Consider the following 19,384-nt stretch of genomic DNA (forward strand, 5'->3'; position numbering starts at 1 on the left):
CCTGAAAGGCTTTGCTTCCATCATCGTTTTGGCACACTCCCATTGCCTTTGAGGCAATACGCGACCCGCGGGCTTTCCCATGGCACCCACACTCCTCAGCATCCCGATGCGCCACTTCCTCGAAGTGGCGCGCAGCGGCTCGGTCAACCAGGCCGCGGCGCGGCTGTTCGTCGCCGCGTCGGCGGTCAGCCGCCAGATCGCCAAGCTCGAGGACAGCCTGGGCACCGCGCTGTTCGAGCGCAGCGCCCGCGGCATGACGCTCACTGCCGCGGGCCTGCGGCTGTCGGCGCACCTGCGCAATGCCGTGCTCGACGCCGAGCAGGTGATCGAGCAGGTGCGCGATCTCGGCGGCCAGCAGGCCGGCCGCGTTCGCATCGCCTGCACCGAGGGTTTCGCGTCCCACTTCATGCCGGCCGTGGTGGGCGAATTCCGGGATGCCAACCCAGGCAGCCAGATCGAGCTTCACGTCGGCTCGCCCGATGAAGTGAGCCTGCTGCTGGCACGTGGCGAGACCGACATCGTGCTCAAGTACGTCGTCGCGCCCGAGCCCGGCCTGAAGATCGAGCATGCCGCGCCGGCGCCGGTGCACGCGGTGCTGCGGCTCGACCATCCGCTGGCGCCGCAGCGCATGCTGCAAGTGGCCGAGGTGGTGCGCTATCCGCTGATCGTGGGCAGCAAGGGCGTGACCACGCGCCAGCTCTTCGACCAGGCCTGCAGCGTCCTGGGCGTGCAATACCGGCCGGTGTTCGTCAGCAATTACTCGTCGGCGCAACTGCCGCTGCTGCGCACGCCCGACGTGCTGCTGTCGGGCCACCTGACCGTGATGCACCTGATCAACGAAGGCCTGGTCGTGGCGCGTCCCTTCGCCGATGCGCCGATGCAGCAGCGCCGGCTGCAACTGCTCTCGCTCGAAGGCCGCACCCTGACGGCGCCGGTGCAGGCCTTCGTGCAGCACCTGGTGAAGGCGATCACTCAGGCCAGCCGGCGCAAGCTGGGACGGGCCAGGAAGACCTGAGGCGCAGGTTCAAGCCGTCCGGCTGCGCATGTCGCCGGCCACCGCCCGGATCAGCCCCCACACCCGTTGCGCCAGCGGCGACGGCGCCCGATTGCGCCGATGCACCAGCATGATCGAGCGCTGCACCCGCGGCAGCAGCGGCCGCATGACCAGCACCGCGAGCCCGGTCGGCGGGGCAGCCAGCGCCGGCATCACGCTGATGCCGATGCCCTGCTCGACCATGCGGAAGGCGGTGGTCGGATGCCCGACCTGCTGGCGGATTTCGCAGCGCAGGCCATGCCGGGCCAGCGCCTCGTCGATCAGGCGCCGGCTGCCCGAGGCATGGTCGAGCAGCACCAGCGCCTCGCCGTCGAGGTCCGACCAGCGCAGCGTGCGCTGCGCCGCCAGCCGGTGGCCCGGCGGCAGCACCAGGCAGAACGGATCGTCGAGGATCGGCTCGCCATGCAGGTCGTCGGTGTCGGGCGGCTCGACCACCACGCCGAAATCGACCTCGCCGGCGCGCACGCTGTCCAGCACGTCCTGCTGGATGCGGTCGAGCAGCACGAACTCGATCTCGGGCTCGCGCCGCGCGCATTCGGCGATGCAGGCCGGCATCAGGTTGGCCGACAGGGTCGGGCTGCTGGCCACGCGAACCTTGCCGCGCCGCGCACCGGCCATGCCATGGACTTCGGCCAGTGCCTGGTCGAGTTCGTCGAGTACGCGCGCCAGGCGCAGCGCGAGCGACTGGCCGGCCTCGGTCAGCACCACCTCCCGCGTCGTGCGGTCGAGCAGCTTCAGGCCGAGCTGCGACTCGAGTTCATGGATCGAGCGGCTGACCGCGGGCTGCGACAGGCCGACCTGGTCGCCGGCCCGGCTGAAGTTGCGGCCGTCGGCGATGGCACGGAACACTCGCAGCTGACGCAGGCTCACATTCATGCGGTCAAATCATATATCTATAAGATAAATCCATTTCTCTTTTGAATGCGGCCGCGGTCCAATCGGGGCCATGGCACGTTCACGCTACCTCCCCGACAACTTCACGCTGGCCCTGGTCGCCACCGTCACGCTGGCCAGCCTGTGGCCGGCGAGCGGCGCCACGGCGCATTTCTTCGAGCGCCTGACCACGGTCGCGATCGGCCTGCTGTTCTTCCTGCACGGCGCCAAGCTGTCGCGCGAGGCCGTGATGGGCGGCATCACGCACTGGCGGCTGCACCTGCTGGTGTTCGGCGCCACTTTCGTCATGTTCCCGCTGCTCGGCCTGGCGCTCAAGCCGGTGCTGACGCCGCTGGTCACGCCCGAGCTGTACACCGGCGTGCTGTTCCTGTGCGTGCTGCCGGCCACCGTCCAGTCGGCGATCGCCTTCACCTCGATGGCGCGCGGCAACATGCCGGCCGCGATCTGCAGCGCCTCGGCCTCGACGATGCTCGGCGTCTTCATCACGCCGCTGCTGGTCAACCTGATCGTGGTGCCGAACGGCGCCGCCAGTGCTTCGTTCGATGCCATCGGCCGCATCCTGCTGCAGCTGATGGTGCCCTTCGTCGCCGGCCATCTGCTGCGGCCCTGGATCGGCGGCTGGATCAAGCGCCGCGCCTCGGTGCTGACACTGGTCGACCGCGGCTCGATCCTGCTGGTGGTCTATACCGCCTTCAGCGCGGCCGTGATCGAGGGGCTGTGGAAGCAGGTGCCGATGTCGGCGCTCGCCGGCCTGCTGGTGGTCTGCGCGGTGCTGCTGGCGCTGGCGCTGTTCGTCACGACCTGGGCCAGCCGCGCGCTGGGCTTCGACAAGGCCGACGAGATCACGATCGTGTTCTGCGGCTCCAAGAAGAGCCTTGCCAGCGGCATCCCGATGGCCAAGGTGCTGTTCGCCTCGCACGCGGTCGGCGCGATCGTGCTGCCGCTGATGCTGTTCCACCAGATGCAGCTGATGGTCTGCGCAGTGCTCGCCCAGCGCTATGCGCGCCGCAAGGCCGACGCGGCCGCGGCCGAGATCGAGAAGGTCAAGCCCGCCGCTTGACGCTTCGCTTCGCTCAACGCGGGGCGTCGCCCTTGCGGTACTCGGCGGTGAGCTCGTCCAGCCGTTGCTTCAGCCCGGCGTCGAGCTGGTAGTCGGCCGCGGCCAGCGTCGCATCGAGCTGATCGGGCCGGCTGGCACCGAGCAGCGGCGCGGTGACCAGCGGATTGGCCATCACCCAGGCCACCGCCAAGGTCGAGAGCGGCACGCCCGCTTCATCGGCCAGCCGGTGCAGCTCGGCGACGGTGCCGAAGCTGCGCTCGTTCCAGTAGCGGTCCTGGTACATGCCGCCGGCCGTACCGAGCGTGAAGCGCGTGTTCGCCTCCGGCTTGGCCTCGGACTTGTACTTGCCGGTCAGGAGGCCGCCCGCGAGCGGGTTGTACGGGATCACGCCCAGGCCTTCCTCGCCGGCCAGAGGCAGCAGCTCGCGCTCGATCTCGCGGAACAGGAGGCTGTAGCGCGGCTGCACGCACACCAGCTGGGTGAGCCGGCGAAGCTCGGCGCGGCCGATCGCGCGGGCCAGCCGGTAAGCAAGGAAATTCGAGACGCCGATGTAGCGCGCACGGCCCGAGCGGACGATCGTGTCGAGTGCCTCCAGGCTTTCGTCGAGCGGCGTCTCGCGGTCGTCGTGGTGGAGCTGGTAGAGATCGACGTGGTCGGTCTGCAACCGCTTCAGCGATGCATCGATGGCGTCGAGCAGATGCTTGCGGGAATTGCCCTGGTCCCAGCTGTGAGGGCCGACCTTGTTCGCCGCCTTGGTCGCGATGATGAAGTCATGGCGCCGGCTCGCGCCCTTGGCGCGCAGCCAGCGGCCGATGATCTCCTCGGTGCGGCCCGCGGTGTCGACGGTGCCGCCGAGCGGATAGACATCCGCGGTGTCGAGGAAATTGATGCCGCCCTCGGCGGCGCGGTCGAGGATCTGGTGCGACACCGCCTCGTCGGTCTGCAGGCCGAAGGTCATGGTGCCGAGCGCGAGGCGCGACACGGTGAGGCCGGTGCGGCCGAGGCGGGTGGTGGGGATGCTCATCGAAGGACTCCGGATTCGGGGCGGTCGGCCATGATAGTGAACCGCCAGCAGACGCGCTTGCGGCTACCGATAGGTGGCCAGATGAATGCTGGTCTCCGTGCTGCGAATCCCCTTCAGCAGCCGGATCCGCTCCAGCACCTGCGACAGCTCGGCCATCGAGGCGGCGCGCAGCTCGGCCAGCAGGTCCCAGCGGCCATTGGTGTCGTGCAGCGCGGCGACGCCGGGCTCGCCGAGCAGGCTGGCGATCACCGTGCGGGTCTGGTTGCCTTCGACCAGGATGCCCATCCAGGCGCGGATCTCGTCCGAGCGCGCCTCCGGCCGCAGCTGCACCGCATAGCCGACGATGACGCCGCCATCCTCCAGCTTGCGCAGCCGATTGGCGACCGTGCCGCGCGAGACGCCGAGCTTCTGCGCCAGCACGGCCGCCGGCAGGCGGGCGTCCTGCCGCAGCAAGGCGATCAGGCGATGGTCGAGCGGGTCGATGTCCATCACGCCAGTCTAGCGAAGGCCTAGCCCGACGCCTGCTGCGACACCAGCTCGGCCACCCGCGAGGGCGCCTCCAACATCAACGCCCGATGGGCGGCCTGCGCCAGCGACGGCGTCAGAACCTGCAGCAATTCGACCTGGCCGGCCACCAGGCTGGCGATCGGCACGCCGTCGCGGTAGAGCACCCGCGAACCCGCCACCCGCGCGGCCTTCGGGCCCGGCATGATGGTGCCGAGCAGGTTCGCGGGGTCGACGGCTGCGAGGCAGACGAGGGCGCCATCGAGCGGCCGGCGCCGCGTTTCGCGCAGCAGGCCGATGGCTTCGGGCAAGGCGAATTGTTCGCCCGCCACGCCGGCGATGAAGCGGCCGCCACGGATCTCGCCGCGGGCCTCGAGCCGGCGGTAGGCGCGCACCAGGTCGCGCCACGGCGGCAGCCAGGCGGCCTCGCGCTCGAGCAGGCGCCAGCAAACCACGCCGTAGCGGCGCAGCAGGACCCGCGCGACCTGCTCGACCGCATCGCTGCCCCCGCGCGCGGGCGGATCGGCGGCCGCCACCGGCGGACGCGCGCGGACCAGCGACCAGCGCCCCGCGTCCTCGATCCCGAACAGCGCCGTGCGGCGATGCCGCCGCCCATGCGTCGACGACGCTCGCTTGGAGGGCGGGATCAGCAATGCGCGAAGACCGGCGTAGCTGTCGCAATGCACCCGGCCGCGCATCACCAGTTCGCTCAGCGCATCCTCGAGTTCGGTGCCCAGCAGGTGTGTGCCCTGGACCATTTCGTCGAAGAAGGAAGCGCCGTGCTCGGCCAGGAACGCCGCCACCCGCCGGGCCCGCGAGCCGAGGCCGTCGTCGTTCCCGGGCGCCGGCGCGAGGCCGGTCCAGAGCGCGGCGCTGCGGCGCGGCAGCAGCAGGATCGGCGCCGAGCGCAGCGAGGGGCTGCCACCGCCCGGCCGGCCTTCGATGGCCACCGGTCGCAGCCGCGTCCACAGCGTGCGGCCCGCGGTGCAGAGTTCGTCGAGCCAGGCCGGGGCGTAGTCCTTGACCCGCGCCGGCAGCAGCTCGGCCTCCCAGAGTCCGGCCGGCGCTTCGTAGCCTTCGAGCTGCGCCAGGATGCCGGCCAGCGCCTCGGGGCCGCTGACCCGGCTGGCGGCAGCGACACGCTGCCACTCGAACAGGAAGCGCGCGAAGTCGCGCGGCTCGACCGGCTCGATCTCCTGCCGCAGCCGCTTCAGCGTATAGCGGTGAATGCGCGCCAGCAGATGACGCTCGCACCATTCGAGCGCCGGTGTGCCGGGCGTGAAGCGGCCCTGCAACACCGAGCCTTCGGTCTGCAACGCGCCCAGGGCGGCATCGATGTCGGCCCCCGGCAGCCCGAGCGACGCGGCCAGCGCAGGCGCCGACACCGGGCCGAGGCCACCGAGCCGCGAGCGCAGCAGTTCGCGCAGGACGTCGTCGGCATCGGCCGGCGGCGGCGCATCGGACGGGGGCTCGATCTCGGGCGCCAGCGCGGCCCCGGGGTAGAGCGTGCGGACCTGCGCCCATCGCTCGGCCGCGACCCACAGCCCGCCGCCCGGCGCCGTGGCGACCGCCAGCCGCGTCGCCCGCCGGTCGCCCGCCAGCGCCTGCAGCCAGTCGCGCCAGCCTGCGTTGGCCAAGGCCTCGGCGTCGCTGACCACCCCGAGCCCATGGAGCGCCTCGTGCATCTCGTCGGCGCTGCGCGCCCGCGGCCAGGCTTCCTGGCGCACGGCCTCGATCGCCTCGCTGTCGAGCTGGCCCAGGTCGTCAGCGCTTTCCGGATCGACATAGCGGCGGTTCTGCACCGCCTGGGTGCGGCGCTCCTCGAGCGGCGCGTCGTCGAGAAAGGCATAGGGCCGGGCATTCAGCGCCTCGGCCGCGAGCGCCGACGGCGCCGGCACATCGCGCGCCAGCACCTCGATCTCGCCGGACTCCAGCTTCTGGAGCAGCCGCAGCCAGCCGGCGGCGTCCATGGCCTCGTACAGGCAGTCCTGCAGCGTCTGTGCGACCAGCGGGTGGTCGGGGATCTCGCGGGCGCCGGCCAGGTTCTCGGCGCAGGCGACCTGGTCCGGGAAGACCGCGGCCAGCAGGTCCTCGGACTTCATCCGCTGCAGCTGCGGTGCCACCTTGCGCCCGCCCATGAAGCGCGGCAGGGCCAACGCCGTGGTGGCGTTCCAGCGCCAGCGCACGCCGAAGAGCGGCGCATCGAGCAGCGCCTGCACCAGCACGTCGAGCGCCGAGGCCGAGTGCAGGTAGCGCGCGACTTCGTCGAGCGCGAAGCTGTGGCTGGTCGACAGCGACAGCACGATCGCATCCTCGGTCGCGGCGGCCTGGAGTTCAAAGTTGAACTGGCGGCAGAAGCGCTTGCGCAGTGCCAGCCCCCAGGCCCGGTTCAGCCGGCTGCCGAAGGCCGAATGGATCACCAGCTGCATGCCACCCGAGGCATCGAAGAAGCGCTCCATCACGATGCGCTGCTGCGTCGGCAGCGCCCCGAGCACGCCCAGCGTTCGGGCCAGGTGCTCGACGATCTGGCGCGCCGCTTCGGCTTCGAGGCCGACCGCGCCGGCGAGCCATTCGGTCGCACCGTCGACGCCCCGGGCGGCCAACGCCGCCTCGATCCCGGCGCGCAGCCGCGCAACGCCGAACGACAGCTCGTCGCTGCGCCCGGGCGCCTCGCCGAGCCAGAAGGGGATGTTCGGCGCGGCGCCATGGGCGTCCTCGACCCGCACCCGGCCGGGCTCGATCTTCAGGATGCGGTAGCTGGCGTTGCCGAGCTGGAAGACGTCGCCGGCCAGGCTCTCGACCGCGAAGTCCTCGTTGACCGTGCCGATCTTGTGCGCCTGCGGCTCGAGCACGACCGTGTAGTCGCCGGTCTCGGGAATGGTGCCGCCGGAGGTCAGCGCGGTCATGCGCGCACCCCGGCGCTCGCGCAGCAGCTGGTGCACCGCATCGCGGTGCACGTAGCTGCCGCGCGCGCCCTGGCGGGTGGAAAAACCTTCCGACAGCATCCGCACCACCGCCGCGAAATCCTCGCGCTTCAGGTCAGCATAGGGCCAGGCGCGCCGCACCAGCGCGAACAGTTCGTCTTCCTCCCATTCGCGCGAGGCGGTCTCGGCCACGATCTGCTGCGCCAGCACGTCGAGCGGCGCCGGCAGCACATGCAGCGCGTCGAGTTCGCCGCGGCGCACGCAGTCGAGCAGCGCCGCGCACTCGACCAGCTCGTCGCGCGACTGCGGGAACAGCCGCGCCTTCGGCACGCCGCCCACCGCATGGCCGGAGCGGCCGGCGCGCTGCAGGAAGGTGGCGATCGAGCGCGGCGAGCCGAGCTGGCAGACCAGGTCGACGTCGCCGATATCGAGCCCCAGTTCGAGCGAGGCCGTGGCCACCAGCACCTTCAGCTGGCCGCGTTTCAGGCGCTGTTCGGCATCGAGGCGGGTCTCTTTCGCGAGGCTGCCGTGGTGCGCCGCGACCACCTCCTTGCCGAGGATCTCGCCCAGGTGCCGCGCCGCCCGCTCGGCCATCCGGCGCGTGTTGACGAACAGCAGCGTGGTGCGGTGCGCATGGACCAGGGCGGCGATGCGCGCATAGACCTGCTCCCACTGGGCGTTCGACATCACGGCCTCGAGCGGCGTCGGCGGCAGCTCGAGCGCCAGGTCGCGCTGCTTGGCATAGCCGATGTCGACGATCGCGCAGTCGGCGACACCGTCGACCACCGCGCCGGCCCCGACCAGGAAGCGCGCGATCTCGTCGATCGGCTTCTGCGTCGCCGAGACGCCGATGCGCGTCAGCGGCGCTTGGCACAGCGCCTGCAGCCGCTCGAGCGACAGCGCCAGGTGGCTGCCGCGCTTGCTGCCGACGATGGCGTGGATCTCGTCGACGATCACGGTGCGCACCGTCGACAGCATCTTGCGGCCCGACACCGAGCCGAGCAGCACGTACAGCGACTCGGGCGTGCTGACCAGCACATGGGGCGGCTTGCGCAGCGCCTGCTGCCGCTCGCGGGCCGGCGTGTCGCCGGTGCGTACGGCGGTGCGGATCTCGACGTCGGGCAGGCCGAGCTTGGCGAGTTCGGCGCGGATGCCCGCCAAGGGCGCCTGCAGGTTGAGGCCGATGTCGTTCGACAGCGCCTTCAGCGGCGACACGTAGACCACTGTGGTCTGGTCCGGCAGGCCGCCGGGTTGCAGGCCCTGGCGCACCAAGCCGTCCAGCGCCGCAAGGAAGGCCGTGAGCGTCTTGCCGGAGCCGGTCGGCGCCGCGATCAGCGTGTGGCGGCCGGTCGCGATCGCCGGCCAGGCGGCGGCCTGGGCCTCGGTCGGGGCCGGGAAGGTGGCGTCGAACCAGCGGGCGACGGCGGGATGGAAAGTGTCATGCACGGCCTTGCATGAGATCAGGCCGCGCGGGGCGATGTCAAGGCGCCGGCCGCGGCGCCGACACAAGCTGCAACCTGCGCCCTCAGGCCCTGACGTCGACCACCACGCGGCCGCGCACCTGTCCCGCGAGCAGGCGCGGCGCCAGTTCGGCCACCGCGCCGAGGCCGAGGGTCTGGGTATTGGCGTCGAGCAGGTCGCGCGGCAGCTCGGCCGCGAGCCGTCGCCAGGCCTCGACCCGGCGGGCCTGCGGCGCCTGCACGCTATCGACCCCGGCGAGCGTCACGCCACGCAGGATGAAGGGCGCCACGCTGGCCGGGAAATCCATGCCCTGCGCCAGCCCGCAGGCGGCCACCGTGCCGCCGTAGCGCAGGCTGGCACACACGTTGGCGAGCGTGTGGCTGCCGACGCTGTCGACCGCACCGGCCCAGCGCTCTTTCTGCAGCGGCTTGCCGGGCTCGCCGAGCGTTGCCCGGTCGATGATCTCGCGAGCGCCCAGGCGCTGCAGGTGCGCGGCCTCGGCCGTTCGGCCGGTGGAGGCATGCACCTCGAAGCCCAGCCGGGCCAGCAGGGCGATCGCGATCGTGCCGACGCCGCCGTTGGCGCCGGTGACCAGCACCGGGCCCGAGGCCGGCGTCAAGCCGTGCTGCTGCAGCGCCATCACGCACAGCATCGCGGTGTAGCCCGCGGTGCCGATCGCCATCGTCTGGCGCGCATCGAAGCCCGGCGGGATGGCCACCAGCCAGTCGGCCTTGACGCGGGCCTGCTGCGCGAGGCCGCCCCAATGCGCCTCGCCCACGCCCCAGCCGTTGAGCAGCACCGGGTCGCCCTTCTTGTAGCGCGCGTCGCTGCTCTCGGCGACCGTGCCCGCGAAGTCGATGCCCGGCACCATCGGGAACTTGCGCACCACCGGCGACTTGCCGGTGATCGCCAGGGCGTCCTTGTAGTTGACGGTGGAGAACGCCACGTCGACCCGCACCTCGCCCTCGGGCAGGGCGCTCGGGTCGAGCGCGGTCACGGCGGCGCGGGTGGTGCCGTCGTCGGTCTTGGTCAGCAGCAGGGCATCGAACATCAGAGCGCTCCTTGTTGGATCGGCGGATACAAGCGGATCGCGCGAGCATCGCACAGCGACCGGATGGCTTCGGCGCCCCATCCCAATTCCGCCAGCAGCGCGTGGGTGTCCTGGCCGAGCCGGGGCGCGCCGGTGGCCGCGGCGGCGCCGTCGAAACGATAGCGGAAGCCGAGGCCCGGCGTGCGCACGGTCGATGCGCCCTGCGCGAAGGCGACGGGCTGCAGAGCGGCGCCGCCTCGCGATTCCATCTCGTCGAGGAATTCGCCGAGCTTGCGCACCCGAGCCGCCGGCACGCCGACCGCATTGAGCCTTTGCTCCATCTCGACCGCCGACCGGCTCGCGAAGGCGTCGCGGAAGCGCTGCTGCAGATAGGGCAGGTCGCGGGCGACGACGAAGCCGCCGCCCGGTGCATGGAAGGCCTCGAGGTCGAGTGCCGCCGCGTCGTCGCAGAGCGGCTCGAGCGCCAGCACCGCCGTGAGCTTGCGAAACTGTGCCGGCGTGTTGGCCGCGGTGGCGAGCCAGCCGTCGGCGCAGCGGTAGGTGTCGGCCGTGGGACTGCCGGTGTAGCCGCGATTGCCGACCCGCTGCGGCTCGACGCGCCCGGTGAGGAAGCTGCTCGCGTTGGGATACATCAGCATCAGCGAGGCCTGCACCATCGAGGCATCGATGTACTGGCCCAGGCCCTCGCGCTCGCGGCGATGCAGGGCCGCCACGATCGACAGCGCGCCGAGCATGCCGACGGCGACGTCGATCACCGGGAAGCCCACCTTGAGCGGCGGCGCCTCGGCGCTGTCGCCCGACATCATCATCATGCCGGTCAGGGCCTGCACCACATGGTCGTAGGCGCCGCGCCGCGACCACTCGCCTTCCTGGCCGTAGCCGGAGATCGAGCAGTACACGATGTCCGGCCGCTCGGCCTGGATGGCGGCGTAGTCGAGCCCGTACTTCGCGACCACGCCGGGGCGGAAGTTCTCGATGAAGACGTCGGCCGTGCGGGCCAGCGAGCGCACCAGCGCGGCACCTTCGGCCGTCCGGATGTCGGCCGCGAAGGAGCGCTTGCCGGCGTTCAGCGCCGCGAAACCGGCCGGCGTGTCGCCTTCCTCCGGCGCGGCCTTGCTGGCGCGCATCACCTCGCCGGACTGCGGCGGCTCGATCTTGATCACCTCGGCGCCGAACTGGGCGAGGTAGAGGGACGCCAGGGGACCGGCGATCACGTGCGACATGTCGATGACGCGCACACCTTCGAGGGGTTTGGACATGGTGCCTGTTCTCCTGTTCGGCTTCAGCTCGCCGTCACGCCGGCCAGTTTCACGATCTCGGCCCACTTGCGGTTCTCGCTGCGCACGAAGGCGGCGAAGGCCTGCGGGCTCTCGCTGATCGCGGCCTCGTTGCCGGCCGCCTCGAAGGCGGCTTGCAGGGCCGGCGTCTTCAAGGTCCGGGTCGCGGCCGCGAACAGCACCGCGATCACGTCCTGCGGCGTGCGGGCCGGGGCCCAGAGGCCGAACCACGACTCCTGCACCGCGAGCTCGTTCTTCAGCCGCTCGTGCAGGGTCGGCACCTCGGGCAGTTGCTTCAGGCGCTGGCGGCTGGTGACGGCCAGCGCGCGCAGCTTGCCGCCCTTGACCTGCGGCACGCCGGTGCCGGCCACCGGAAACGCGAACTGCGTGTCGCCGCGCAGCAGCGAGGCGGCGATCTCGACCGAGCCCTTGAGCGGAATGTGCGTGACCTTGAGCCCCGCGAGCGAGGCCAGCGTCGCCCCCGCGAGGTGGGCCGAGGTGCCGATGCCGCCGGAGCCGTAGTTCATCTGGCCCGGCTTGGCCTTCGCATCCGCGATGAGGTCCTCGAGCGTCTGGTAGGGGCTGTCGGCACGCACCACCAGCACGGTGGGCGAGGATGCGAAGTTGCTGACCGGCACGAAGTCGGCGATGGGATCGAACTTGAGATCGGGCTGCAGGATCTTCTGGATCAAGTGCGTGTTGGAGCCCATCAGCAGCGTGTAGCCGTCGGGCGCCGCCTGTGCCACGTACTGCGCGGCCAGCACGCCGGCCGCGCCGACCTTGTTCTCGATCACGATCGACTGGCCCAGCGCCTCGCCAAGCGCCGGGCCGGCCTGGCGCAGCTGCACGTCGGGGCCGCCGCCCGCGGCGTAGGGCGAGATGATGCGCACCGGCTTGCCGGGGAAGCCGTCGGCGGCGCGTACGGCCAGCGGCACAAGAGCGAGGGCCGATGCGGCCCGGCAAAAACTGCGGCGATCCATGGCGAATGTCTCCTTCTGGTGTGGCATCAGCATAGGTCGGTACAGCGATATCCAACAGTGATATGTTTTCATTGGGTGCAAACTTTTTGGAAAGCGACCACATGCCTTCAGAGCCCTCCGGCGAAGCGCGCCGACTCATCGCGCGGCTGCGTTTCCGCCACCTTCAGCTGCTGGTCGAACTGCAGCGCGGCGGCAGCCTGCGCGCCGCCGCCGCGGTGCTGAACCTCACGCAGCCAGCGTTGAGCAAGTCCCTCGGCGAAGTCGAGGCGAGCTTCGGCTTCGCGCTCTTCACACGCAGCGCGCGCGGCCTGGCGACCACGCCGCGCGGCGAGATCGTGGTCCGCGGCGCCGCCATGCTGCTCCAGGAACTGGCGCACCTCGGCGCCGAGGCCTCGGCCGAGCCGGCCGTCACCCTGCTGCGCATCGGGGCGCCGCCTTTCGTCGCCCAGGGCTACCTGCCGGAGGTGTTCGCCCGCCTGGTCGGCGAGCAGGCCCGGGTCCGGGTGCAGTTGATGGAAGAGCGCGTCCCGCTGCTCGTGCAGGCGCTGCTGGAAGGGCGCCTCGATGCGCTGGTCACGAGCTATCCGACCGAGATGCCCGAAGCCGCGGGGCAGCCGCTGCACTACGAGAGACTGTTCGATGCCGACTTCACCGTGATCGCGCCGCCGGGCCATCCGCTCGGCCGGGCCCGCCGGGTCGACTGGCCGCGCCTGTGCCGCGAGCGCTGGATCATGCCGGCCCCGACCTCGATGGTGCGACGCATGATGGACGAGGTGTTCCGCAGCGCGGGCCTGATGGCGCCGGTGCCGGTGGTCGAGTCGACCAGCCCGGTGACCAACCTGCGCCTGGTCGCGGCCGGCCTCGGCCTCAGTGCGGTGCCGGCGTCGACCCTGGACAGCGCGGGGGCCAGCGGCGTGATGCGGGTGCGGGTGCATCCGCCGATCCCGGCCGGGCCGGTGGCGCTGATCCACCGCACGGGCACGGACAACCCGCGGCTGGGCCTGCTGCGGCAGGCCCTGGGACTGCCGGCCACCGTTTGACGTCGATCGGGGATGGGCGTACGGTTCTCGCCCTGCCCGATCGCGGGGCGCGAACGAAGGAGACACTGGACATGACCGATCTGTCGAACCATCCGACGCAGACCGCCAGCGCCTGGCTGGCCGATTTCCAGTCCGCGCTGGAGCGGCGCGACATCGACGCCGCGGTGGCCCTCTTCGAGGCCGACAGCTACTGGCGCGACCTGGTCGCCTTCACCTGGAACATCCGCACGCAAGAGGGCCCCGAGGCGATCCGCAAGATGCTCGAGGCCCGGCTGGCCGACACCCGGCCCACCGCCTTCGTGGTCGAGGGCGACGCCACCGAGGCCGACGGGGTGGTCGAAGCCTGGTTCACTTTCGAGACCGCGGTCGCGCGCGGGCGCGGCCACCTGCGGCTGCGCAACGGCAAGGCCTGGACGCTGCTCACCACCATGACCGAGCTCAAGGGCTTCGAGGAGCACAAGGGGGAGGGCCGCGTCAAGGGCGCAGAGCACGGCGCGAACCCGCAGCGCAAGACCTGGCTCGAACGGCGCCAGCAGGAGGCCGAGACGCTGGGCTTCACCGAGCAGCCCTACGTGCTGATCGTCGGCGGCGGGCAGGGGGGCATCGCGCTCGGCGCGCGGCTGCGGCGGCTCGGCGTGCCGACCATCATCGTCGAGAAGAACGCGCGGCCCGGCGACTCCTGGCGCAAGCGCTACAAGAGCCTGTGCCTGCACGATCCGGTCTGGTACGACCACCTGCCCTACCTGCCGTTTCCCGACGACTGGCCGGTGTTCTCGCCCAAGGACAAGATCGGCGACTGGCTCGAGATGTACACCAAGGTGATGGAGCTCAACTACTGGGGCTCGACCACCGCGAAGAAGGCCCGCTTCGACGAGGCGAAGAAGGAATGGGAAGTGGTCGTCGAGCGCGACGGCCGCGAGATCACGCTGCGGCCGAAGCAGCTGGTGTTCGCGCTCGGCGTCTCGGGCTATCCGAACCTGCCGAAGATTCCCGGCGCCGAGACCTTCGAGGGCGAGCAGCACCATTCGAGCGCGCATCCCGGGCCCGAGGCCTGGCGCGGCAAGAAGTGCGTGGTGCTGGGCTCCAACAATTCGGCCCACGACATCTGCGCCGCGCTGTGGGAGAACGGCGCCGACGTGACCATGATCCAGCGCAGTTCAACCCACATCGCGCCCTCCGATTCGCTGATGGAGCTGGCGCTCGGCGGGCTCTACTCCGAGGCCGCGCTCAAGGCCGGCGTCACGACCGACAAGGCCGACCTGATCTTCGCCTCCGTGCCCTACAAGATCATGGCGCCGATGCAGGTGCCGGTGTATGAGGAGATGAAGCGGCGCGACGCCGACCTGTATGGGCGGCTCGAGAAGGCCGGCTTCCTGCTCGACTTCGGCGTCGACGGCTCCGGCCTCTTCATGAAGTACCTGCGCCGCGGCTCGGGCTACTACATCGATGTCGGCGCTTCGGAACTGGTCGCCAACGGCAGCATCAAGCTCCGCAGCGGCGTGACCATCGAGCGCATCAACCCGAAATCGGTGACCCTGAGCGACGGCAGCGAACTGCCGGCCGACCTGATCGTCTATGCCACCGGCTACGGCTCGATGAACGGCTGGCTGGCCGAGCTGATCTCGCCCGAGGTGGCCGACAAGGTCGGCAAGGTCTGGGGCCTGGGCTCCGACACGCCGAAGGACCCCGGCCCCTGGGAGGGCGAGCTGCGCAACATGTGGAAGCCCACGCAGGTGCCGCAGCTGTGGATCCACGGCGGCAACCTGCACCAGTCGCGCCATTATTCGCAGTTCCTGGCGCTGCAGCTGAAGGCGCGGATGGAAGGCCTGCCGACGCCGGTGTATGAGACCGCTCCGGTGCATCACACCCGCTGAGCCCAACCGGGGCGATCTCAGACCAGGTCGCCGCGCGCGCTCATCAAGCGGACGCTCTCGTCGCCGATCACTTCCTGCTCCGGGGCCAGGAAGCGCATCCAATAGCCGGCGATGTCGATGTTGTCGCCGTTGGCCAGCGCCTGCATCTCGATGCGCTTGCCGTTCACGAAGGTGCCGTTGCGGCTGCCCAGGTCGCGCAGGATCACCAGCGGCCCCTCGGTGCTGAGCTTGGCGTGAAATCGGCTGACCCGCGGCGACGCCAACACCACGTGGTTGTGTTCGGCCCGGCCGATGGTCATGCCGGGCTCCGACACCGGCACCTGGGTGGTCTGGCCGGTGGGGGTCATCAAGATCAGCATCGCCATCCGTACACGCTCCATTTCAAGAGCGTCCAAACTTAGCTTTAGGAGTACTAAAGTACAAGTTCTTTAGGGTTACATCCCGTATTCACAGGCCCTTCTCGACCATGTCGAGCAAGCGCTGGCCGAGCGACTCCGCCTGCGGCGTCGGCAGGCCGCGCAGCGGGCCGTCGATGACCAGCAGGGCCAGCCCGTGCACCGCCGACCAGGCCAGGAACTCGGCCCCCGGCCGGCGCTCGGGCGGCAGGGCGCCGGCCTGCACCAGCCGGTCGAGTGCGGCACCGAGCAGTTCGAAGGGGTTGAGGCCGCTCGCGCCGCCCTTGGCATCCAGCGGCGCGCCCTCGACCTCGACCGGCGCCGCGAAGGCGGTCCGGAAGAGGCCGGTTTCGGCCCGGGCGAAGCGCAGGTAGCCGGTGCCCACGGCGCGCACGCTGGCCCGCGCGTACTCCGCCGCATCGGCCGTCGGGGCCAGGGCCGCCAATTCGGCCTCCATGGCCCGTGCCACCGCGGCCAGGGCCGCGGCCCGCACCGCCTGGAGCAGCGCCTGCCGGCTCGCGAAGTGCCGGTAGGCGGCGTTGGGAACCACCCCGGCGCGGCGCGTCGCCTCGCGCAGCACCACCGCTTCAGGGCCGCCGGCGCGGGCCAGTTCGACGCCCGATTCGAGCAAGGCACGGCGCAGGTCGCCATGGCGGTAGGTGCTGCGCGCGGAAGAGCGGGCGGGGACGGTGGATGTCATCGATCTTTCATGTGGACAGCGTCCATTATCTTTGCTATCGTTTTGTGGACGTTGTACACAAACATCCTCTTCCACCTCTCACCGAAAGGAAAGTCACGATGCAAGTCCAGTCCTATCTCTTCTTCGAGGGCCGCTGCGAGGAGGCGCTCGAGTTCTACCGCAAGGCGGTCGGCGCCCAGGTCACGATGCTGATGCGCTTCAAGGAAAGCCCCGACCCGATCCCGGCCGACAAGGTGCCGCCGGGATCGGAAGACAAGGTGATGCACGCGAGTTTCAATATCGGCGAGACGATGCTCATGGCCTCCGATGGCTTCGCCAAGGGCCAGCCCACCTTCAAGGGCTTCGCGCTGTCGCTGAACGCCGCTGACCAGGCCGAGGCCCGCCGGCTGTTCGACGCCTTGGGCGAAGGCGGCCAGGTGCAGATGCCGCTGGGCAAGACCTTCTGGTCACCGGCCTTCGGCATGGTGGAGGACCGCTTCGGCATCTTGTGGATGGTGCAGGTGCCCGCGCCGATGTGACAAGCGGCCGCGGCGCTTTGCCCGTAAATTCGATGGTTCATTCCAAAGGAGCCATCGTCCATGATCCATGTCGTCGCCGTCATCACCGCCAAGCCCGGCCAACGCGCGCTGATCCTCGAGGCCTACCGCGCCAACCGGCCCGCGGTGCTGGCCGAGAAGGGCTGCATCGAGTACACCGCGACCATCGACGCGGCGGGCATGCCGGCCTCGCGCGCAAGCTTCGGCGCCGACACCTTCGTCGTCGTCGAGAAGTGGGAAACCCTCGCCGACCTGCAGGCCCACGCGGCGGCGCCCCACATGGCCGCCTACGGCGCCAAGGTCAAGGACTGGACCGAGAGCCGGTTGATCCACGTGCTCGAACCGGCCTGAGGTCCGGTTCCGACAGAAACTTCCACATTTCTGTCAATTGACAAAGTTGTGCCAAAATCCGTCGGATGCGCACGCCGTCCGACCCCTGGCACTTCGCCCGCCCCGAGCTCGCCGGGGGCTACCTGCAAGCCTTCGACCTCGGCCTGGTGTCGGCCCGCGGGCTGTTCGCCCGGCGCCGCATGGGCAAGAGCGAATTCCTGAAGCATGACCTGCTGCCGGCCGCCGAAGCCGCCGGCTACCTGGCCGCCTACACCAACCTCTGGGACGACGCCGATCATCCGGGCCAGGCGATCGCCACCGCCATCCTGTCGGCCGCCAGGCCCAAGGGGCTCGCACAGTTCTGGGAAGACCTGTCGACGCCGATCCGCAAGATGAAGGCCGGCGGCAAGCTGCCCCTCGGCGTCGAGGGTTCGCTCGAGCTGGACCTCGCCGACAAGGAAAAACTCGCCGTTCCGGCCATCCAGGCGGCGCTCCAAGCGGCCGACAAGACCCGCAAGCGTCTCATCTTGATGATCGACGAGGCGCAAGTGCTCGCCGCGCCCGAGCACCGCCAGGTGGCGCATTCGTTGCGTGCGGGGCTGGACATTCGCAAGGCGAGCGTCAAGGTCCTGTTCGCTGGCTCGTCGGAAGCGGCGCTGCGCGAAATGTTCTCGCGGGCATCGGCGCCGTTCTACAACTGGGCGCCGGTGGAGCCGTTCCCACTGCTCGGCGATGCCTTCGTCTCGGCAACGGTGGCCCAGGTCAAGCGGCTGGCGAAGCAGCCGCTGGCGCTCGCCGATGCAAGGCAGGCCTTCCTGTCCTTGAAGGAAACTCCCGAGTTCTTCCGCTGGTATATCGAGCGCTACCTGCTCTATCAGGGCCAGGGCCCCGAACTGGCCTTGCAGCACACGCTGGCACGCGTCCACGACGACAGTGGCCACGCGAAAGCCTGGAAGGCCATGAACCGGTCCGATCGCGCGGTCCTGCTGCTCGCCGCGCGCGGCGTGCAGGACCTGTATGGCGCCGCCGCACTGACGCAGCTGCGCGAGTTGATGGGCAGCGGGGACGTCACGGCCAGCGTGCCCCGAAGCGCCCTGCGCCGCCTGACCGGTCCCAAGATGCAGGCGATGGCACGGGTCGACCACGGCCTCTACCGCTTCGAGGACCCCGAGTTCGAAGCCTGGGTGCGCAGCCGCAGGACGATCGACTGACGACGCCCAAGAAAAACGCGCCCGAGGGCGCGTTTCTTCAGGGGCCGGCGCAGCCTTACTTGGCCATCACCCGGACCATCTCCAGGCACTTGTTCGAGTAGCCCCATTCGTTGTCATACCAGCTCACCAGCTTGACGAAGGTGCCGTCGAGCGCGATGCCGGCATCGGCGTCGAAGATCGAGGTGCGCGGGTCGCCGCGGAAGTCCGTGGCGACGACCTTGTCCTCGGTGTAGCCGAGCACGCCCTTCATGGCGCCTTCGCTCTGGGCCTTCATCTCGGCACAGATTTCCTGGTAGGTGGCGTCCTTGACCAGTTCGACCGTGAGGTCGACCACCGAGACGTCGGAGGTCGGCACGCGGAAGCTCATGCCCGTGAGCTTCTTGTTGAGCTCGGGAATGACCACGCCCACGGCCTTGGCCGCGCCGGTGCTCGACGGGATGATGTTCTCGAGGATGCCGCGGCCGCCGCGCCAGTCCTTGTTGCTCGGGCCGTCGACCGTCTTCTGGGTCGCGGTAGCGGCGTGCACGGTGGTCATCAGGCCGCGCTTGATGCCCCACTTGTCGTTCAGCACCTTGGCCAGCGGCGCCAGGCAGTTGGTGGTGCAACTGGCGTTGCTGATGATGGCTTCGCCGGCGTACTTCTTGTCGTTGACGCCGTAGACGAACATCGGCGTGTCGTCCTTGCTGGGGGCCGACAGCAGCACCTTCTTCGCGCCCGCGTCGATGTGCTTCTGGGCCGTGTCCTTGGTCAGGAACAGGCCGGTCGATTCGAGCACGATGTCGGCGCCGACATCGCTCCAGTTGAGCTTGGACGGATCGCGTTCCTGCGTCAGGCGGATCTTCTTGCCGTTGACCACGAGCGTGTTGCCCTCGACCGTGACTTCGCCCTGGAAGCGGCCATGCACCGAGTCGTACTGGAGCATGTAGGCCAGGTAGTCGGGCTCGAGCAGGTCGTTGATCGCGACCACTTCGATGTCGTGCTTGAAGTTCTGCACCGCCGCGCGAAGCACGTTGCGCCCGATCCGACCGAAACCGTTGATGCCGAGTTTGATAGTCATGTCTTTCTGCTC

17 protein-coding genes are annotated in these 19,384 nt (G+C 70.1%); 7 read left to right on the plus strand and 10 right to left on the minus strand.

The window, feature by feature from the left end; all coding sequences use genetic code 11:
* Nucleotides 1-79: 79 nt before the first annotated feature.
* The gene (locus QZH52_RS03345) at nucleotides 80-1,015 is read left to right on the plus strand and encodes a LysR family transcriptional regulator (protein WP_301803744.1); all 936 of its coding nucleotides are present in this window, start codon (nucleotides 80-82) and stop codon (nucleotides 1,013-1,015) included.
* A 9-nt stretch (nucleotides 1,016-1,024) separates the two neighbouring features.
* Here the strand turns inward: QZH52_RS03345 and QZH52_RS03350 are convergent, their stop codons facing one another.
* Nucleotides 1,025-1,930: a LysR family transcriptional regulator gene (locus QZH52_RS03350; protein ID WP_301803746.1), complete on the minus strand. Its 906-nt coding sequence runs from the start codon at nucleotides 1,928-1,930 to the stop codon at nucleotides 1,025-1,027.
* Nucleotides 1,931-2,000: 70 nt separating this feature from the next.
* Here QZH52_RS03350 and QZH52_RS03355 point away from each other — a divergent pair, with 70 nt between their 5' ends.
* Nucleotides 2,001-3,008 (plus strand): bile acid:sodium symporter family protein, encoded by a 1,008-nt coding sequence (locus QZH52_RS03355; RefSeq protein WP_286533292.1) that lies wholly within the window; start codon nucleotides 2,001-2,003, stop codon nucleotides 3,006-3,008.
* A 13-nt stretch (nucleotides 3,009-3,021) separates the two neighbouring features.
* Here QZH52_RS03355 and QZH52_RS03360 read toward each other — a convergent pair whose 3' ends face one another.
* The 6 genes from QZH52_RS03360 to QZH52_RS03385 all read right to left on the minus strand — a co-directional run bounded on the left by QZH52_RS03360 (nucleotide 3,022) and on the right by QZH52_RS03385 (nucleotide 12,229).
* Complete coding sequence (locus QZH52_RS03360) at nucleotides 3,022-4,032, minus strand: aldo/keto reductase (protein WP_301803756.1); 1,011 nt, start codon at nucleotides 4,030-4,032, stop codon at nucleotides 3,022-3,024.
* A 63-nt stretch (nucleotides 4,033-4,095) separates the two neighbouring features.
* A complete protein-coding gene (locus QZH52_RS03365) occupies nucleotides 4,096-4,521 on the minus strand; it encodes an Lrp/AsnC family transcriptional regulator (protein ID WP_436411529.1) in 426 nt (141 codons plus the stop codon).
* 20 nt (nucleotides 4,522-4,541) lie between these two features.
* Nucleotides 4,542-8,906: a DEAD/DEAH box helicase gene (locus tag QZH52_RS03370; protein WP_436411530.1), complete on the minus strand. Its 4,365-nt coding sequence runs from the start codon at nucleotides 8,904-8,906 to the stop codon at nucleotides 4,542-4,544.
* A 79-nt stretch (nucleotides 8,907-8,985) separates the two neighbouring features.
* On the minus strand, nucleotides 8,986-9,972 hold the full coding sequence (gene acuI, locus QZH52_RS03375; protein WP_301803760.1) for an acrylyl-CoA reductase (NADPH): 987 nt from the start codon (nucleotides 9,970-9,972) through the stop codon (nucleotides 8,986-8,988).
* The gene (locus QZH52_RS03380) at nucleotides 9,972-11,231 is read right to left on the minus strand and encodes a CaiB/BaiF CoA transferase family protein (RefSeq protein ID WP_301803763.1); all 1,260 of its coding nucleotides are present in this window, start codon (nucleotides 11,229-11,231) and stop codon (nucleotides 9,972-9,974) included. Before QZH52_RS03380 ends, acuI begins: the two co-directional genes overlap by 1 nt.
* A gap of 23 nt (nucleotides 11,232-11,254) precedes the next feature.
* Nucleotides 11,255-12,229 (minus strand): Bug family tripartite tricarboxylate transporter substrate binding protein, encoded by a 975-nt coding sequence (locus tag QZH52_RS03385; protein ID WP_301803767.1) that lies wholly within the window; start codon nucleotides 12,227-12,229, stop codon nucleotides 11,255-11,257.
* Nucleotides 12,230-12,330: 101 nt separating this feature from the next.
* Here QZH52_RS03385 and QZH52_RS03390 point away from each other — a divergent pair, with 101 nt between their 5' ends.
* The gene (locus QZH52_RS03390) at nucleotides 12,331-13,269 is read left to right on the plus strand and encodes a LysR family transcriptional regulator (RefSeq protein WP_301803770.1); all 939 of its coding nucleotides are present in this window, start codon (nucleotides 12,331-12,333) and stop codon (nucleotides 13,267-13,269) included.
* 71 nt (nucleotides 13,270-13,340) lie between these two features.
* Nucleotides 13,341-15,143 (plus strand): NAD(P)/FAD-dependent oxidoreductase, encoded by a 1,803-nt coding sequence (locus QZH52_RS03395; protein WP_301803773.1) that lies wholly within the window; start codon nucleotides 13,341-13,343, stop codon nucleotides 15,141-15,143.
* A gap of 17 nt (nucleotides 15,144-15,160) precedes the next feature.
* Here QZH52_RS03395 and QZH52_RS03400 read toward each other — a convergent pair whose 3' ends face one another.
* A complete protein-coding gene (locus QZH52_RS03400; protein WP_286519677.1) occupies nucleotides 15,161-15,508 on the minus strand; it encodes an FHA domain-containing protein in 348 nt (115 codons plus the stop codon).
* Between the two features lie 82 nt (nucleotides 15,509-15,590).
* Entirely contained in the window at nucleotides 15,591-16,238 is a 648-nt protein-coding gene (locus QZH52_RS03405; protein WP_301803779.1) for a TetR/AcrR family transcriptional regulator, read from the minus strand.
* A 98-nt stretch (nucleotides 16,239-16,336) separates the two neighbouring features.
* Here QZH52_RS03405 and QZH52_RS03410 point away from each other — a divergent pair, with 98 nt between their 5' ends.
* The 3 genes from QZH52_RS03410 (at nucleotide 16,337) to QZH52_RS03420 (ending at nucleotide 18,315) form a co-directional block, all read left to right on the plus strand.
* Nucleotides 16,337-16,756 carry a VOC family protein gene (locus QZH52_RS03410; RefSeq protein ID WP_301803781.1) on the plus strand — a complete coding sequence of 140 codons (420 nt, stop codon included), beginning with the start codon at nucleotides 16,337-16,339 and terminating at the stop codon, nucleotides 16,754-16,756.
* Between the two features lie 60 nt (nucleotides 16,757-16,816).
* Nucleotides 16,817-17,125 (plus strand): putative quinol monooxygenase, encoded by a 309-nt coding sequence (locus QZH52_RS03415; RefSeq protein ID WP_301803784.1) that lies wholly within the window; start codon nucleotides 16,817-16,819, stop codon nucleotides 17,123-17,125.
* Between the two features lie 65 nt (nucleotides 17,126-17,190).
* Nucleotides 17,191-18,315: an ATP-binding protein gene (locus QZH52_RS03420; protein ID WP_301803786.1), complete on the plus strand. Its 1,125-nt coding sequence runs from the start codon at nucleotides 17,191-17,193 to the stop codon at nucleotides 18,313-18,315.
* Between the two features lie 55 nt (nucleotides 18,316-18,370).
* Here the strand turns inward: QZH52_RS03420 and gap are convergent, their stop codons facing one another.
* On the minus strand, nucleotides 18,371-19,372 hold the full coding sequence (gene gap / locus QZH52_RS03425; protein WP_286510944.1) for a type I glyceraldehyde-3-phosphate dehydrogenase: 1,002 nt from the start codon (nucleotides 19,370-19,372) through the stop codon (nucleotides 18,371-18,373).
* Nucleotides 19,373-19,384 lie beyond the last annotated feature (12 nt).

Source organism: Variovorax ginsengisoli (genome assembly GCF_030486595.1).
Lineage (GTDB): Bacteria > Pseudomonadota > Gammaproteobacteria > Burkholderiales > Burkholderiaceae_C > Variovorax > Variovorax ginsengisoli_B.

Bases quoted from the DNA above. Each gene is read 5' to 3' on its own strand.
- QZH52_RS03345 (WP_301803744.1), top strand. From the start codon at position 80: ATGGCACCCACACTCCTCAGCATCCCGATGCGCCACTTCCTCGAAGTG.
- QZH52_RS03350 (WP_301803746.1), bottom strand. From the start codon at position 1,930: ATGAATGTGAGCCTGCGTCAGCTGCGAGTGTTCCGTGCCATCGCCGAC.
- QZH52_RS03355 (WP_286533292.1), top strand. From the start codon at position 2,001: ATGGCACGTTCACGCTACCTCCCCGACAACTTCACGCTGGCCCTGGTC.
- QZH52_RS03360 (WP_301803756.1), bottom strand. From the start codon at position 4,032: ATGAGCATCCCCACCACCCGCCTCGGCCGCACCGGCCTCACCGTGTCG.
- QZH52_RS03365 (WP_436411529.1), bottom strand. From the start codon at position 4,521: ATGGACATCGACCCGCTCGACCATCGCCTGATCGCCTTGCTGCGGCAG.
- acuI (WP_301803760.1), bottom strand. From the start codon at position 9,972: ATGTTCGATGCCCTGCTGCTGACCAAGACCGACGACGGCACCACCCGC.
- QZH52_RS03380 (WP_301803763.1), bottom strand. From the start codon at position 11,231: ATGTCCAAACCCCTCGAAGGTGTGCGCGTCATCGACATGTCGCACGTG.
- QZH52_RS03385 (WP_301803767.1), bottom strand. From the start codon at position 12,229: ATGGATCGCCGCAGTTTTTGCCGGGCCGCATCGGCCCTCGCTCTTGTG.
- QZH52_RS03390 (WP_301803770.1), top strand. From the start codon at position 12,331: ATGCCTTCAGAGCCCTCCGGCGAAGCGCGCCGACTCATCGCGCGGCTG.
- QZH52_RS03395 (WP_301803773.1), top strand. From the start codon at position 13,341: ATGACCGATCTGTCGAACCATCCGACGCAGACCGCCAGCGCCTGGCTG.
- QZH52_RS03400 (WP_286519677.1), bottom strand. From the start codon at position 15,508: ATGGCGATGCTGATCTTGATGACCCCCACCGGCCAGACCACCCAGGTG.
- QZH52_RS03405 (WP_301803779.1), bottom strand. From the start codon at position 16,238: ATGACATCCACCGTCCCCGCCCGCTCTTCCGCGCGCAGCACCTACCGC.
- QZH52_RS03410 (WP_301803781.1), top strand. From the start codon at position 16,337: ATGCAAGTCCAGTCCTATCTCTTCTTCGAGGGCCGCTGCGAGGAGGCG.
- QZH52_RS03415 (WP_301803784.1), top strand. From the start codon at position 16,817: ATGATCCATGTCGTCGCCGTCATCACCGCCAAGCCCGGCCAACGCGCG.
- QZH52_RS03420 (WP_301803786.1), top strand. From the start codon at position 17,191: ATGCGCACGCCGTCCGACCCCTGGCACTTCGCCCGCCCCGAGCTCGCC.
- gap (WP_286510944.1), bottom strand. From the start codon at position 19,372: ATGACTATCAAACTCGGCATCAACGGTTTCGGTCGGATCGGGCGCAAC.